Source organism: Anabaena sp. PCC 7938 (assembly GCF_049315035.1).
Taxonomy (GTDB): Bacteria; Cyanobacteriota; Cyanobacteriia; order Cyanobacteriales; family Nostocaceae; genus Anabaena; species Anabaena cylindrica.
Genome location: NZ_CP186038.1, coordinates 131,703 through 144,963 on the forward strand (window position 1 = coordinate 131,703; position 13,261 = coordinate 144,963).

General features: G+C 35.1%; 12 protein-coding genes and 1 pseudogene. 8 read left to right on the top strand and 5 right to left on the bottom strand.

Annotated elements, in window-relative coordinates; translation table 11 throughout:
* Positions 1-296: 296 nt before the first annotated feature.
* From ACOWPH_RS29840 to ACOWPH_RS29855, 4 genes and pseudogenes are all read left to right on the top strand, one after another.
* Positions 297-1,085, top strand: a pseudogene (locus tag ACOWPH_RS29840) (heavy metal translocating P-type ATPase); the annotation flags it as partial.
* Between the two features lie 452 nt (positions 1,086-1,537).
* Complete coding sequence (locus ACOWPH_RS29845) at positions 1,538-2,338, top strand: AAA family ATPase (protein ID WP_015364278.1); 801 nt, start codon at positions 1,538-1,540, stop codon at positions 2,336-2,338.
* Positions 2,310-3,116 carry a hypothetical protein gene (locus tag ACOWPH_RS29850; protein ID WP_015364279.1) on the top strand — a complete coding sequence of 269 codons (807 nt, stop codon included), beginning with the start codon at positions 2,310-2,312 and terminating at the stop codon, positions 3,114-3,116. The genes ACOWPH_RS29845 and ACOWPH_RS29850 overlap by 29 nt, the downstream gene beginning before the upstream one ends.
* Before the next feature lie 550 nt (positions 3,117-3,666).
* Positions 3,667-4,320 carry a DUF6753 family protein gene (locus ACOWPH_RS29855; protein WP_015364280.1) on the top strand — a complete coding sequence of 218 codons (654 nt, stop codon included), beginning with the start codon at positions 3,667-3,669 and terminating at the stop codon, positions 4,318-4,320.
* On the opposite strand, the gene ACOWPH_RS29860 is transcribed toward ACOWPH_RS29855, so the two are convergent.
* Positions 4,309-5,004, bottom strand: a complete 696-nt coding sequence (locus ACOWPH_RS29860; RefSeq protein ID WP_015364281.1) for a LuxR C-terminal-related transcriptional regulator — start codon at positions 5,002-5,004, stop codon at positions 4,309-4,311. The genes ACOWPH_RS29855 and ACOWPH_RS29860 overlap by 12 nt on opposite strands.
* Before the next feature lie 552 nt (positions 5,005-5,556).
* Complete coding sequence (locus ACOWPH_RS29865) at positions 5,557-5,985, bottom strand: helix-turn-helix domain-containing protein (protein WP_015364282.1); 429 nt, start codon at positions 5,983-5,985, stop codon at positions 5,557-5,559.
* 1,008 nt (positions 5,986-6,993) lie between these two features.
* Between ACOWPH_RS29865 and ACOWPH_RS29870 the strand changes: the two genes are divergently transcribed.
* The 3 genes from ACOWPH_RS29870 (at position 6,994) to ACOWPH_RS29880 (ending at position 10,726) form a co-directional block, all read left to right on the top strand.
* Positions 6,994-8,163 carry a hypothetical protein gene (locus ACOWPH_RS29870; protein WP_015364283.1) on the top strand — a complete coding sequence of 390 codons (1,170 nt, stop codon included), beginning with the start codon at positions 6,994-6,996 and terminating at the stop codon, positions 8,161-8,163.
* A 325-nt stretch (positions 8,164-8,488) separates the two neighbouring features.
* Complete coding sequence (locus ACOWPH_RS29875; protein WP_015364284.1) at positions 8,489-10,099, top strand: helix-turn-helix domain-containing protein; 1,611 nt, start codon at positions 8,489-8,491, stop codon at positions 10,097-10,099.
* Positions 10,100-10,126: 27 nt separating this feature from the next.
* Positions 10,127-10,726 (top strand): hypothetical protein, encoded by a 600-nt coding sequence (locus ACOWPH_RS29880; RefSeq protein ID WP_015364285.1) that lies wholly within the window; start codon positions 10,127-10,129, stop codon positions 10,724-10,726.
* A gap of 93 nt (positions 10,727-10,819) precedes the next feature.
* Here ACOWPH_RS29880 and ACOWPH_RS29885 read toward each other — a convergent pair whose 3' ends face one another.
* Entirely contained in the window at positions 10,820-10,993 is a 174-nt protein-coding gene (locus ACOWPH_RS29885; RefSeq protein ID WP_250855179.1) for a hypothetical protein, read from the bottom strand.
* 75 nt (positions 10,994-11,068) lie between these two features.
* Between ACOWPH_RS29885 and ACOWPH_RS29890 the strand changes: the two genes are divergently transcribed.
* Positions 11,069-12,016: a helix-turn-helix domain-containing protein gene (locus tag ACOWPH_RS29890; RefSeq protein WP_015364286.1), complete on the top strand. Its 948-nt coding sequence runs from the start codon at positions 11,069-11,071 to the stop codon at positions 12,014-12,016.
* Positions 12,017-12,114: 98 nt separating this feature from the next.
* Here the strand turns inward: ACOWPH_RS29890 and ACOWPH_RS29895 are convergent, their stop codons facing one another.
* Together ACOWPH_RS29895 and ACOWPH_RS29900 are read right to left on the bottom strand one after the other, a co-directional pair.
* Positions 12,115-12,381: a hypothetical protein gene (locus ACOWPH_RS29895; RefSeq protein ID WP_015364287.1), complete on the bottom strand. Its 267-nt coding sequence runs from the start codon at positions 12,379-12,381 to the stop codon at positions 12,115-12,117.
* Positions 12,382-12,606: 225 nt separating this feature from the next.
* Positions 12,607-13,260 (bottom strand): hypothetical protein, encoded by a 654-nt coding sequence (locus ACOWPH_RS29900; protein WP_015364288.1) that lies wholly within the window; start codon positions 13,258-13,260, stop codon positions 12,607-12,609.
* Position 13,261 lies beyond the last annotated feature (1 nt).

Sequence of the window (13,261 nt, forward strand, 5' to 3'; positions counted from 1 at the left end):
TGGAGAGTCGATCATTTAGGTGATCTATCTTTTGCTTGGGTAATAAAGTTGCCCAGATAGCTAGTTATTCACCAAGCGACTGCGGCACTTACTATATAGTTTGACAGCCGAATATGAAATCAGGATGAAATCAAGGGTTGGCGCTAGTCGTACAGATATACGAATGCACATAAATATGAAATCTGCATGAAATCCCTATACCTCAGTAGGTAGAAATATTTATTACCTCATTGGAATGACGGAATCGCACCCGCAAATTTTTAAGGTAAGTCCAAAGGCAATAACGCCTTTAGTAAATCCGAAAAATTCAAGAGGGTGAAGAAATCGATGAATGTATTGTGAATTTTGGAGCAGAACAGGCAACAGTTAAATATGACCCTAGAAGAACTGATTTAGAAGCTATTCAAGAAGCGGTAGATGCAGCAGGTTACTCTGCTTACCCACTCCAAGAACAAAACCTGATGACGGGAGAAGACGATGTGGAGAAAAGACATCGCTTAAGGGAATCCCGCGATTTAATGCGAAAGGTGGCGGTAGGAGGCATCATTAGCACTGTGTTGGTTATAGGTTCACTGCCTATGATGACAGGGTTGCACTTACCCTTTATCCCAGTATGGCTACATAATCCTTGGGTACAGTTGATACTTACTACCCCAGTACAATTCTGGTGTGGTTACTCCTTCTACACTAATGGATGGAAAGCTTTAAAACGTCATGCTGCCACAATGGATACCCTAATCGCTTTGGGTACAAGTGCAGCATATTTTTATTCGCTATTTCCCACATTATTTCCTAGCTTTTTCATCAATCAGGGGTTAACACCAGATGTATATTATGAAACTGCTGCTGTTGTCATTACCCTGATTTTACTAGGCAGACTATTTGAAAATCGCGCTAAAGGACAAACTTCAGAAGCTATCCGTAAGTTGATTGGTTTGCAAGCGAAAACTGCAAGGTTAATTCGGAATGGACGAGAAATAGATGTACCGATTGAAGAAGTACAGATTGGAGATGTGATACTGGTTCGTCCTGGCGAGAAAATTCCCGTTGATGGCGAAGTAGTTGACGGGACATCCACAATTGATTCTACAGCCACAGTGCAAGCTGAGCCAAAAACAAAATTTGTCAGTATAGAAACTCAATTATCTAAAACTGAGAACCCAGTAGCTCTACGTAGCAGGACTCCAATTCCATACTCTGGGCTTTCTCCTGTTCTTGTCGGACGTTATAAACCGATACTTCATAATTAGGACAAGTCAGTTCTTACATGGATGCTACTCGAACGCCTGTGATTACAATTAAAAATATATCAAAATGTGTATTATCTTACATCAAATAATGGTTTGTTGTTTGAAGGATGAGATGTAAGAATAGAACATAGAAAATAAATAGGATAACAAAAACAGAGTTTGATGGATTTGATGAGGATTTAAAGTAGACAAATAGTAAATCTTGTTATTTAATTATATGCTATTTGCTTTTTTCTATAGCTGACTTCAATTCATGGTTTATGACTAAGAAAAGGAATAAAAAGACAATGAGTGAGAATAAGCAGGTCGAAATAGATGAACAAACAGTAGAAAATACCACTCAGAAAACAGGAAGAATAGTAATTATCACCGGTGATAAAGGAGGTGTAGGTAAATCCACATTTGCAAGAGGACTACTACATTTATATATCAACAAACAGCTAAAATATTTGGCTTATGATTCAGATCATCGCAATGCCCAATTATATAGACACTACGACTCCGCACAACCGGGAGTCAAGCTACTTGATATTTTTACAAGAGGTGGTGCAGATGACTTACTAATAGATTTAGAAAAAGAACTTCCCCCATTGGTATTAGTAGATTTACCTGCTCAGTCAGGTCTGTTTTTTGAGAATTTTGAGAAAGACTTGGGTGTATTTGATGCTGTCAAAGGCTTAGGATACAAAGTCACTATGGTAAGTGTACTATCAAGGGTAAAAGACTCAGTGAATATATTACGAATTCTTCACAAATACTGTGGCGATCGCGTTGATTATGTAGTTGTAAAAAATCTGTTTCACGGTGAAGCTGATAAGTTTGAACGCTATGACAATTCCGATACTCGCACCACACTTTTGGCAGATGGTGCGGTAGAAATTAAAATGCCAGATTTGTTTTTCAAACCCTATGACTATATTGATGAAAAAAACTTGACTTTTAGTGAAGTCTTAGAAGATAAACAAGCCAACATTGTCATTAAATCTCGTGTTTCAGCTTGGTTGAAAGAATTTGAGCAAAGCGTGTTGAATGCTAATGAATTATTGGGGATAAAAGAAAATGCAGTCATCACAGATCAAGCCGCATAGCCAAAATAATCCAGGAATTATCCCTAATCCTAAACGACTAGTAATGACAGTTGGTGATGCTAGGGTAGGTAAGTCAACTATAGCACGATTGTTGATTGAACTTTATCTAGAATCAAAACTAAATTTCAGAGTTTACTACAGTGGTAATCGCAATAAATTGTATGCTTATCAGCTGTTATTACCTATTGCTCAATTGCCCTTAACCCAAGGTGGTGCAGACCAATTATTAATTGATTTAGAGACTTTTTCTGATGTGCAAGTAGCTCTGAGTGATTTACCCGGACAAAGTTTTGAAGAATTCCGACAATTTGCGGAAGAAGTCATGCTGTGGGATGCAATTGCTCAATTAGGTTATCGTATCACCTTTGTACATCCAATTTCTTATCGGAGAGATTGTACAGATTATCTACAAGAACTTTTTAATTGTTATGAAAATAAAGCAGACTACATCATTATCAAAAATCTGTATTTTGGTGACGAATTTCCTTACTATGATGGTTCTAATATTCAACAGGGTATCCAAGCAAGTGGAAACAATGAATTATATTTGGGAAAGTTATGGAGAGATACTTATGAATTATTAGAATCTCTGGATTCACCTTATAACTATGCCATCCAAAACTCTGAAATAGATTTTATGAACCGTTCTCGTGTCTTTAACTGGATGGAAGAATTTAGTGAACAAATTAAGAATAATAAACATATTAGGGAATTATTGGGTTTATTGAACATTACATCAACAGTAGATTTACAAAATCAATTAAATAGCGATTTTTAAGTTTTGTTCTAAATACAGCACTTTTCTTTTTAAAGTACCACACCTAAATCACCAAAAGCTTATGGACAAAGGGTTATAGAATTTATTTGTGATTTATTTGTGTACGAGATAGTTGAGAAAATTACTGTATTCAAAATCGGGGATAATTGGGAATAAGATTATGCGTATAAAAATCATAATTTAGAACGATTTTAGGATTTCTACCCAATTAATATGAAGCTGAATAGAACAAAAATTCAAGAATAACTGGCCACCGATAAACACAGATAAAGATCAATGAATTAATGTATTTCCCATTGTGTTCAACCTCGCCCAAAATTGGTATTAGAGTTATCTTTCATTTTTTTTGAAAAAACCAACTTTTCTATATTAGTGACTTATTACTTTTCAAAAGTTCTAGTTTCTAACTCCTGAATTCTTACTTTTTAATTAAAACTCAGAATGAAATCATGTTAGAAAATTCCAGCACAATAAAAAACTGACATATAGGAATCAGGTTTGATTACTATATCATCTCCATCAAGAAACATAAAAAAAGGAACATGAACTTATGAACACCCCTGTAGAAGCTTCTTTAGATACAACATTAGCAGGACAATCAGATCATTTTAAACAGAAAGTTCTCGATGTAGTGAGACGTTCTGGTATCAATCCTAAAGACCCATTGTTTTTGGTATTAAGTTCCCTGGGTAAATTTGAGGTCTTAATGGAAGACATTCCCGGTAAACTTAATACAGTAGTCGAAGGTTGGACAACGGAAATAGATGACAAACTTGATAAAGCATCAAGTGTAGCCATTGTTCAACAAAAAAGTGCGATCGCCAAAGCAGCATCAACCTTGTTGAGTAAAACCGAGCAAAAAAAATCTAGATCCGTCTTTAGTCCTTTAATAGCCACTGGTCTGGTATTATTTGGTATGTTTGGTGTTGTTATGCTGGCTGGTAATATATTTTTTATTTGGAGAGGTAAAGGGTTAACAGAACCAGTTCGCTTAACTGGAGAAGAACAAGAAACTTTGAATTGGGCTAAGTCAAAAGACGGAGAATTTGCTCGTCAAATTATGAAATGGAACGATTTTGATTTGAGTGTTTGTCGAGCCAAAAAAGCTCAATTAAAAGGCAGATGTATGATTTGGGTTGTGAATAATGACGAGCGACAACGTTATCTAGATCAATTAAATCAAAAATCAAAATCAAGCCGTTAAACTGATTTGATTTGTTTCTGGACTATCTATCAGTCCCTCTACAATTGCTTTTGTAGCAGCTTGAGCGCGGTTTTGACAATCGAGTTTAGTTAGAATGCGATGGACATGAGACCTCACAGTACCTACACTCAAAAAAAGTTTGTTGGCAATTTGATTATTTCTATCACCAATAGCAATCATTTGCAAAATCTCTAATTCCCTAGAACTAAGCGAATATTGCCGGCACACTCGTTTTATTTTCAGACTGGGAGTAACTACTAATTGTTGAAGTTGCAAATTTTGAATTAATATTTTAGCGATCGCAGAATCTAACCAATTTCCTCCTTTGTGTGTCACATAAATAGCTTCTGCTAACTTTTCTTTAGCTATCGTCCTTGTGCAATATGAATCTGTACCTGCTGCGAAAGCTTCTCTAACAGAGTCTTCCATAGCTTGAGCATTAAAAATCACTATTTTAGTGATTGATGATACTTGTTTAATTCGTTTTACGACTTCAATACCACTATCATCTTGAAGATGCAGATTAACAAGAGCTATGTGTGGAGTATAAGTTTTTATTAGTTTGAGTCCTTCTGATGCTGTTTCAGCTTCCCCACAAATCTCGATATCATGAGCAGCCGTAAGTAACACATTGATACCATATCTACTCAACTCATGGTCATCGATAATTACTGTTTTTATCATGTTGTTCACCTACTATGTTTGCGGTTTCTTCTGATTTGGCAGTATTAATGATGATATTTAGAAATGCTAACTTATCTATTAAGTTAGATAGATGACAAATATATTAATTTAATATTTTCTTAAGATTTACCCATAGAGTAAACTCTATGGTGTATTTAATAATTATCAGAAAGAAAAAATTTAAATAATTTCCATATCAAAATAAAGATAGAAAAACAACATCCAAAAGATTGAATTTTATTAAATTTCTCTAGGTAAGGGCTAGATTAGCCCTCTATATCTTGGGTGCTATTTTTTTGAATGGCATTTATATAAAGATTAGAGAGAAATTACCTAATAAAAATCAATCTTTGTACCTTTACCTGGGCAGAACAGGATAAAATACAGCCAAGTTATTTTGGGTATTTTACAATACTGGACATACCAATATAAAACCACAACTTAGCAAATGGAACTTGACATCAAATTCCGGGTTATAAAATTTTTATACCTTTTTTATATCTTTTGGTAGTGGTACAATTAACAGCACAAGCTATACTATTAATAATTAGCTTATGCTCTTATAGCTGGTTTGCTACTTTCTGCTAAAAATTTTACACTTGTGTTGATTATATCAGCAATATCTACTGGATCTAGGGTATAAATTCGTGCCATGACTTCCTTCTTAATTTGTTCAACAGGATATTTATTGCTGGTTGTAACAGTATTTAATGAGTTTTTGTCCAAATCAAAATTTTGAAGGTAAGTAGATAGAGATATATAACCTTCTAAGTATTGTTCCAGAGTTTCACTATCACCACCACTCAATTTTGCTAAACGCAAGAAATTTTTAGAGTCAGTTTCGGGAATAGCTTTACCTTTCAACCATCTATATACAGTTGAAAAATCAACACCGATTTCTACAGATAAAGTTGTTTGAGTCCAGCCTTCTTTTAATAAATGTTCAATTAACTCGACTAATCGTTTATGACGTTTTTGCATAGTAGAAAACCTGGTTCTACCAGTTATAAAATTTACTTTTGCTTTTTCAACAAGTACAACAGTTTATTTTTATCGCACGTTTTACTTAATTGATAGGATTGGTGAAGACAAATAATGTTCTAATCAAACAGGTAACAGGTAAATCATTATAAGAACACGATATGTTTCTTTCATCCCTAACAGGTGTTGTAAGTAAATAAGCGATAAAAAATATGACAAACCTAACCCTCCGACTCCTTGAAAAGGAAGTGAAAGCTCCTTATATCACAAGATAAAGGTTTGAAGAGAGGTTTTTTATTAAATTGTGCCTAACTACTCAATTCTAGTTGGGCTGTTCCTAAGAAATACATTTTATCACCCTTATTAGGTAAGAAGTTAAAATTTTGTATTAGCTCAATAATTAGGGAAGAACTACCGTATCGGTAACGATTTTGCGTCTTTTGAGGTTTTTCTTGAGCTATTTACCCATTAGCTCGCTCTCTTCACCTATCTTCAACAATAAATCAAGGGGTTCAACAATTTTAGAGGGGGGAGTGAACAATCATTTTTGCCCTAAATTATTGAGCAATTACGAAATTTTCCATACTTTACGTACTTATCCCTCTTCGGTCAAAGTAGGGTAAAACCTTAATTCTTCGTTGGCTAAAATAACGCAACTTCATTAATTTATCTAATGTTGATAAAAGAGGATTATGGCAGTGTGCGATTGAGTGAATAAAGACAAAGCCTTTCTCAGTAAATATTATAGTATATATAAGCATATTTTATAAAACTCCAGTCCGCTATATGAAAACTTGAACTGCATCGACTAGAAATGGTTATTGCATCTGTTTTAGTGGGAGACCTAGTGCCATCTTAGTCAACATCAATTGTTAAGAAATTATAAATTTAGATGCAACTTATATTGCGCTGTGCAAGATTATTAATATTGCAGGGGGCAAGTAACAAAATCTACTTGAGAAAGCATCTATCAATAAACAAAGTGTCATCACTCTCAAATCTAAAGTTATGACGTACACAACAGACTTAAATCGAGTCTCTATGAATGGAGGAGAGAACCAAGCAGGGTTATCTTCTAATTCTACCACTTTTTTGGATACACAAAATCTTACTGTTGCCGAAGATATTGAGCCAATAGGGTTAGAGACGAACTCTGAACAAAATCAGGCAGCTAATCAATACCTATCAAACAGCGCGGATCATCTAAATGAAGGTGATAGCCTGCGTGGCGAAGCCATAACAGTCGAACTAGGTAGATTAGAGGACAGAATTGAAAAGGGTTTAAGAGCTTTTTGGGACATCGGACAATCTTTGGGTCAAATTCGAGATAAACAGCTTTATCGGCAAAGTTACAAAACCTTTGATGAATATTGCCTGAACCGTTGGGAAATGTCCCGACGGTCTGCTTATCGCTTGATACAAGCTGCATTGGTTTATGAAAATGTGACCCGTGGATCACAAAGTTTTGTAAATGTGATCCATGGATCACAAAATCCTGAAACTCTAACTTGTGGATCACGAAGTTTTGTAAATGTGACCCATGGATCACAAAATCAAATTCTGCCTACGAACGAACGCCAAATCAGACCCTTAGTAACACTACCCCCAGAAAAACAACGCGAAGCTTGGGCTAAAGCAGTTTCTACAGCCCCCAATAGTAAAGTCACAGCTGCTCACGTTGCCCAAGTAGCAAGAGAGTACCACCGAGAGAACTCAGCAAATAAATCTAGGCAAAAGCATTCTTTTGAACAACAACACCAATCAACTGATAATTCTGAGCAATCATTAAACCGTAGTTGCTGGAATTGCCGTCATTCTAGTCAAGAGTTGATAAAAGATGATCACCAAAGTTTTTATTGCGATCGCCTGGGTAAATTAAGCTTTGTTGAGAAAGACGGCAACCAACGGGGTGCAGAATGCGAATACTGGACTTACCGTTTTGGAGAATCTTCTCAAGTCAGAAAAAATGTAATCCCATTACGAGAAACTTTTAACCTGACTTTACAACTTCCAGCACAGTTACAACCTATGCTCCAAGATGCTGCTAAAGATTCAGGTTTAACTATTATGGACTGGTTGACAAAACTGGTAGAAGAAAAGCTTTCACACGAGAATAAAAAGCAAAATACAGATATTGATGAAAATTTCGTAGGTACTGGAGTTTCAGAAGTTGCTTAATATTCAGGGTTTTAAGCCAAGAGACAATATCTGAGGCAGATAGCAGTAGAAAATCAAAATAAAAACTCTTGATAGCTTGAATAGTGTAGCCATAGCTTAACCAAGATCAATCAACATTAGTTGTTGCAAAAGGCTTTTAAGTATCACTTTTTAAAAAGTAGCCATTTATTAATAAATAACAAATTTAAAGGTATATAGGTTTACTTTATATGCCTATAAATCTTGTGCTTATGAAAATCAACATTTCTGAGTTTTAACAGTATCTACAGCGAAATGAAACTTCTAATCAGGTCAACATTTGGTAATTTGGGGGAGGACAGTTTTGGTGTCAGTAAGAGAGAATAATAGAAGATATCCAAAACCTGAATTATCAGGCTATCAATTAGCAATACCTTACCCAGCAGATGCTACACGCAAAACTGGAACTGGCACTATTGCTAATCCACAAATACCAACAACTACTAAGCAACTCAGAAAACCTAAAAACCTTCCTTTCACAGAACAACCGCTATTTATAAACAACAACTACGAGATGACAGCAACAAGTGCGCCAATTATTAGTGCTACCCAAGCATACCTTAAACAACCTGATTGGAATAAGTATACTGATGGCAAGCTTTACTTCTCAAAAGAATTTGGTAAAGGTCGTTATATTGAGTTCTACATACTTCACCAACAAGCACATCAACCACAATATATCTTGGATGGTGCGGAACATCAAATTCTGGAAAAGTACGGTGTAATGGCTGCTAGATTACACGCAGTATTTGCTACTTATGCCACACAACAAAAAGAACCTTGGAAACAGCCTTTTATCCTGCGTGGTTCAGAACTAATTAAGACACTGCAAATATATAAAAGTAAAAAACTCAGTAAATCACAAAAACTCAAAGCTATAGCAGATTTGGCTATGGTAGTTGGTACTTTAGGAGCGGTAATTCAATGGTACGAAGGCGATTTAAATCTTAGTATTAAAGAACGTTGTTTACTGTGGATGGTCAGTGTACAGGAATATAGTCAACCGAATTTATTTCAAGAACCAGAAGATTTATTAGAAGTTATCATTCGTGTACAGCCTGGACTTTGGACTTATAATTTTCTCAATGCTGAAGGAGAAAAATCAAAAACTGCACTCTATCAATGTGGGTTTATGCCTAAGCAAGTCTTTGATTTAGATGCACATAAACATAAACTAGCTTTTGAACTTGCTTTATATATTATTCAAAATAATCGCGCTCATAAAAATGGTACTTACACAATTCATAATTTATTGAGTAATATCTTACCAGGTTCTCAAATTGAAAAAGCAGTCAGTGATTATCGGTATGGTTGGCGATTGAGAGAAGATTTAGAAGAAGCTTTTCTGCTATTAAAAGATAAAGTTAATATGATGATTGAGTTTGATGATCAAACCTACCCAATGTGGTTAAGACCTTTGTGGGCAATACCAGAAGAACTAGCTCATTTATCGCCTCAAGAAAGAAATCAAAAGTTACTGGGAAAGAAAAAGTTACCAGATAATTATATTCAAAATATTTTATTACCTGCTAAGTTAAGTTTTAAGTTACCTTCTTCACAGATAAATAATAATAAATCAGTAAAAAATCAAAAAAATACAAAATTTTACACAAAATCTAATAAAGCTGGTGTAAAAACACAAAGTCAGGTTGATGTTGTCATAAATAATTCTAGCATAGCTAAAACTTCGGGAGTAAGTAATGGTAAAGTAACAATTAGGAATATACCTGTTATCAAGGAAATAACTGGCAACTTGGTTAAACAAATGAGAACAGCTAAAAAAATGAGTCAAAGAGATTTTGCTAATGCTGTAGGTATGAGTCAAAGCTGGGTCAGGGATATTGAGACCAAGGGTAAAGATGCACCTATTCCTGAAAAGTATACTGCTATAATTAAAGAGGTTTTAAATTTTAGATAAGCTGTTGAGAATCATGAGGTAATAGCAATGGCTTATAGCGATTTTAGCTTAACTAAGTTTAGGAATAATTTTCATATTACAATTAAGGAAGAAATTGATTTATTTGCTGCTGTAGAACCTATAGAACTCAGTGAAAAGTTAACCAGCACTTTGGAAGAAACTACAGAACTCGCATTAGCAATAAATACGGAAAAAGCACGCTCAGAAATGATTATTGCGCCAATTTTGTTAGAAGTTAGGCGTAAAGCTAATTATCAAATTAGTTTATTTTCTGGTACAGATTTTAATGTTGATATTGAGAAGGGTTTAAATGGTTATTGTGATTTTGTTATCAGTCGTTCTAAGGAACAGTTAACAATTAATGCTCCTATAGTAATTATTGTAGAAGCTAAAAATGAAAATATTAAGGGTAGTTTGGGTCAATGTGCAGCAGCAATGTTAGCAGCACAGTTGTTTAATGAACAGGAAGGTAATGAAATTAAAACTGTTTATGGTGCTGTGACAACTGGAGATATTTGGAAGTTTTTAAAGTTGGTAGGGGCAGAAATATTTATTGATTTGAACAATTATTATATTAAGGAGTTAAACAAGATTTTAGGTATTTTGTGTCAAGGTGTTGAGGGTTGACAATAACACAGCCCAAAACAGTTGATATTACGTTTAAGAAAAATAACACTTCCCGCTTACTGAGAATAAAAAAGGGTAATTTTCGACTACTCACTAACTCCCCCTCAAGGAATTACCACTAACACCACATTGAAAGGCGATTTCGCGGAGCGCAGTGCTGATAGCGCAGCGTGGCGTAAGCCATAGGCGATCGCTAAATCCTTCACTTACGATGTCACGCTCGCCACTTTCTCCCCAAGGTGAGGGGATAAACCTTACTGTTAGCACTTTGTTAGTTAAATCACTTTACCAATGGTTATATATCGGTTATGATAATAACCAAAGCTCAAGAGGATACTTGGGATGTCATCGAATTATCACCTGAAACCAGAGGAAGTGAGACGTATCCGACGTTCACTTGGAGAGACTCAGGCGCAGTTTGCATCTCGATTAGAAGTGGATGCAGTAACTGTTGCTAGATGGGAGACCGGACAGAGAAAGTGTACTGGTCTGTATGCAAAAACGATATTGGCTTTAGATACTATGTCAACTAGAAAGGGATTACAAATGGAAGAGGACAATCAAGAGAATCTTATTAGGTCTGTAGAATTAGGTGAATTGTACAGTTTCTGTAGTAATACAGCTCCCCTACTCCAGTTCCTTTATAAAGAAGTCCCATTAGACTATCGTGAAGGGATTTTAAGAAAGTACCAAGAATGGTTTGAGGTGTGGGCATATAACAGCAGCTTTCTGGATGAAATTTGCAATAGGCGGTTAATTAGGGAGATTGGTTACTTTTTGCGCCCAGTTACTTCTGGCCCTATTAATCCAAATGCAACTGAATACTATGCAGTTCAAAAACTCGCTAACTCGTGCCAATCCATTTATGAGATAGCGCAAAATTTAGTTCCTAGTTATGAATTACTTCAAGCTAAAATCCCCATTGAGAGTCAAATTATCACTACAAGAGAGATGTTGCTTTTTATTAAACAGATTTTAGATGACCTACTCAAGCAACCTCTTTTAGATATTCAAAACAAAGGAGATGTTGTGCTTCTCAAGTTTTACAGATCTCTATTACAGTTTGTATGGGATGAAATGCACCAAGGTAAATGTTTACCAATACCCGCAACAGTATCCTCTGGCTTTGCCTCTATTTTATCAATTACACTTCGTGGCCCACTAACTATCTCAGTACCAGATATTTATGACCATAACGAACTAGAAGACATTAACAAAGTCACGAAGGATTCAATAAAAGGTCTGGAGAAGTCAATGTTATCCAAAGCTTTTGGTATCTCATTTCATTAATAATTATTAACTCACAGGTGAGATATTAGGGCAAAAGTATCAAAATTTGCACTCATGGAATTGAGTAAAGAATCATGTACAATTCTGCCCTAAAGAAATTATTTCTTCCCTACATCAGCCGGAATACTGCAATTTCCCTTCATCAATTGAAATTCTAAAGGGATTAGCTTAAAGTTAACTGACCCTCCGCAACTGGATGCTGCAATTACCCATATTGCGAATAGAGCTACGATTCCTCCAGTAGCAATGATAGGTAAAGCTTGAGCGTAAGTTTTACCCAAAATGCTGTAGGCATTTGCAACAGGTTTGTTCATTACCTTATCATGAGACTGAATGTTAACAATCGAATTGGCTTTATCTGTCATATTGTTACTTCATAATTTATGTAGAAATAGAGAGCGAGTCTATCCGTTTTTCAGGCTCCCCGACTTGCTCTAATTATTTATGTACCGTTGACATCTGCTAGAGGAACGGGAATCAACTAATTCACTGTTCCAGAAGACAATCAAACCGTTAAACATATATAATTCACTCAAAAATTGTGAATTATTGAGTTGGAAGCAATTTAGTCACTTTAAATAGATATACATCTATTTATCACCAACTTTTTTGGTTGTATTACCATCCCTGTAATCTTCCCACCTAATTCTTAATTTAGCCCAACCCATTCCTAGCAAACACCGAGTGGTTCTGAGATGAAAAACTAATCCTGAACATCCAGATTTTATCCAATTTCTCTGTAACTCTTCTAGGTCACTGCGCCAGTCTTCTGGAAGTTTTTTTCCAATCCAAACAGGTAATTTAAGTTTTCTTGTAGATGATTGATTCTCGCTAAAAAAATCCTTGATTGCTTCATCAAATTCAACGTTGGCATTTTGTAAACTTTCTCTTGAATCCTGGAAAATTTTGATAGCTTTTTTTATATCCTGCTGAGTTTGTAAAAGAATGCTGCCATCAATATCTTTACAATCATTATTGAACGCAACCTGAAGTTGTATCTCATAGATTTTTTCTATCTTGTTTAAAGCTTGATTAATACCTTGGTTTTTCTGCTCTACAAATCTTTCTATAAAAGGTTTGATTTGTTGTTTGCAACACAATCCAATTACAAACAAGATTATTAGTAATAATCTTGGAAAGACCCATAGTATGAGCCACAGTATGAATAATACTGGTAACAGCACTATTTGAAATATTATTGGGAGTTTGGGGACTTGTTTCAAAAAATTATTCAAGTATTCCATA

Coding starts and splice junctions, on each gene's coding strand:
- ACOWPH_RS29855 (WP_015364280.1), top strand. CDS start 3,667: ATGAACACCCCTGTAGAAGCTTCTTTAGATACAACATTAGCAGGACAA.
- ACOWPH_RS29900 (WP_015364288.1), bottom strand. CDS start 13,260: ATGGAATACTTGAATAATTTTTTGAAACAAGTCCCCAAACTCCCAATA.
- ACOWPH_RS29860 (WP_015364281.1), bottom strand. CDS start 5,004: ATGATAAAAACAGTAATTATCGATGACCATGAGTTGAGTAGATATGGT.
- ACOWPH_RS29865 (WP_015364282.1), bottom strand. CDS start 5,985: ATGCAAAAACGTCATAAACGATTAGTCGAGTTAATTGAACATTTATTA.
- ACOWPH_RS29845 (WP_015364278.1), top strand. CDS start 1,538: ATGAGTGAGAATAAGCAGGTCGAAATAGATGAACAAACAGTAGAAAAT.
- ACOWPH_RS29880 (WP_015364285.1), top strand. CDS start 10,127: ATGGCTTATAGCGATTTTAGCTTAACTAAGTTTAGGAATAATTTTCAT.
- ACOWPH_RS29870 (WP_015364283.1), top strand. CDS start 6,994: ATGACGTACACAACAGACTTAAATCGAGTCTCTATGAATGGAGGAGAG.
- ACOWPH_RS29895 (WP_015364287.1), bottom strand. CDS start 12,381: ATGACAGATAAAGCCAATTCGATTGTTAACATTCAGTCTCATGATAAG.
- ACOWPH_RS29890 (WP_015364286.1), top strand. CDS start 11,069: ATGTCATCGAATTATCACCTGAAACCAGAGGAAGTGAGACGTATCCGA.
- ACOWPH_RS29850 (WP_015364279.1), top strand. CDS start 2,310: ATGCAGTCATCACAGATCAAGCCGCATAGCCAAAATAATCCAGGAATT.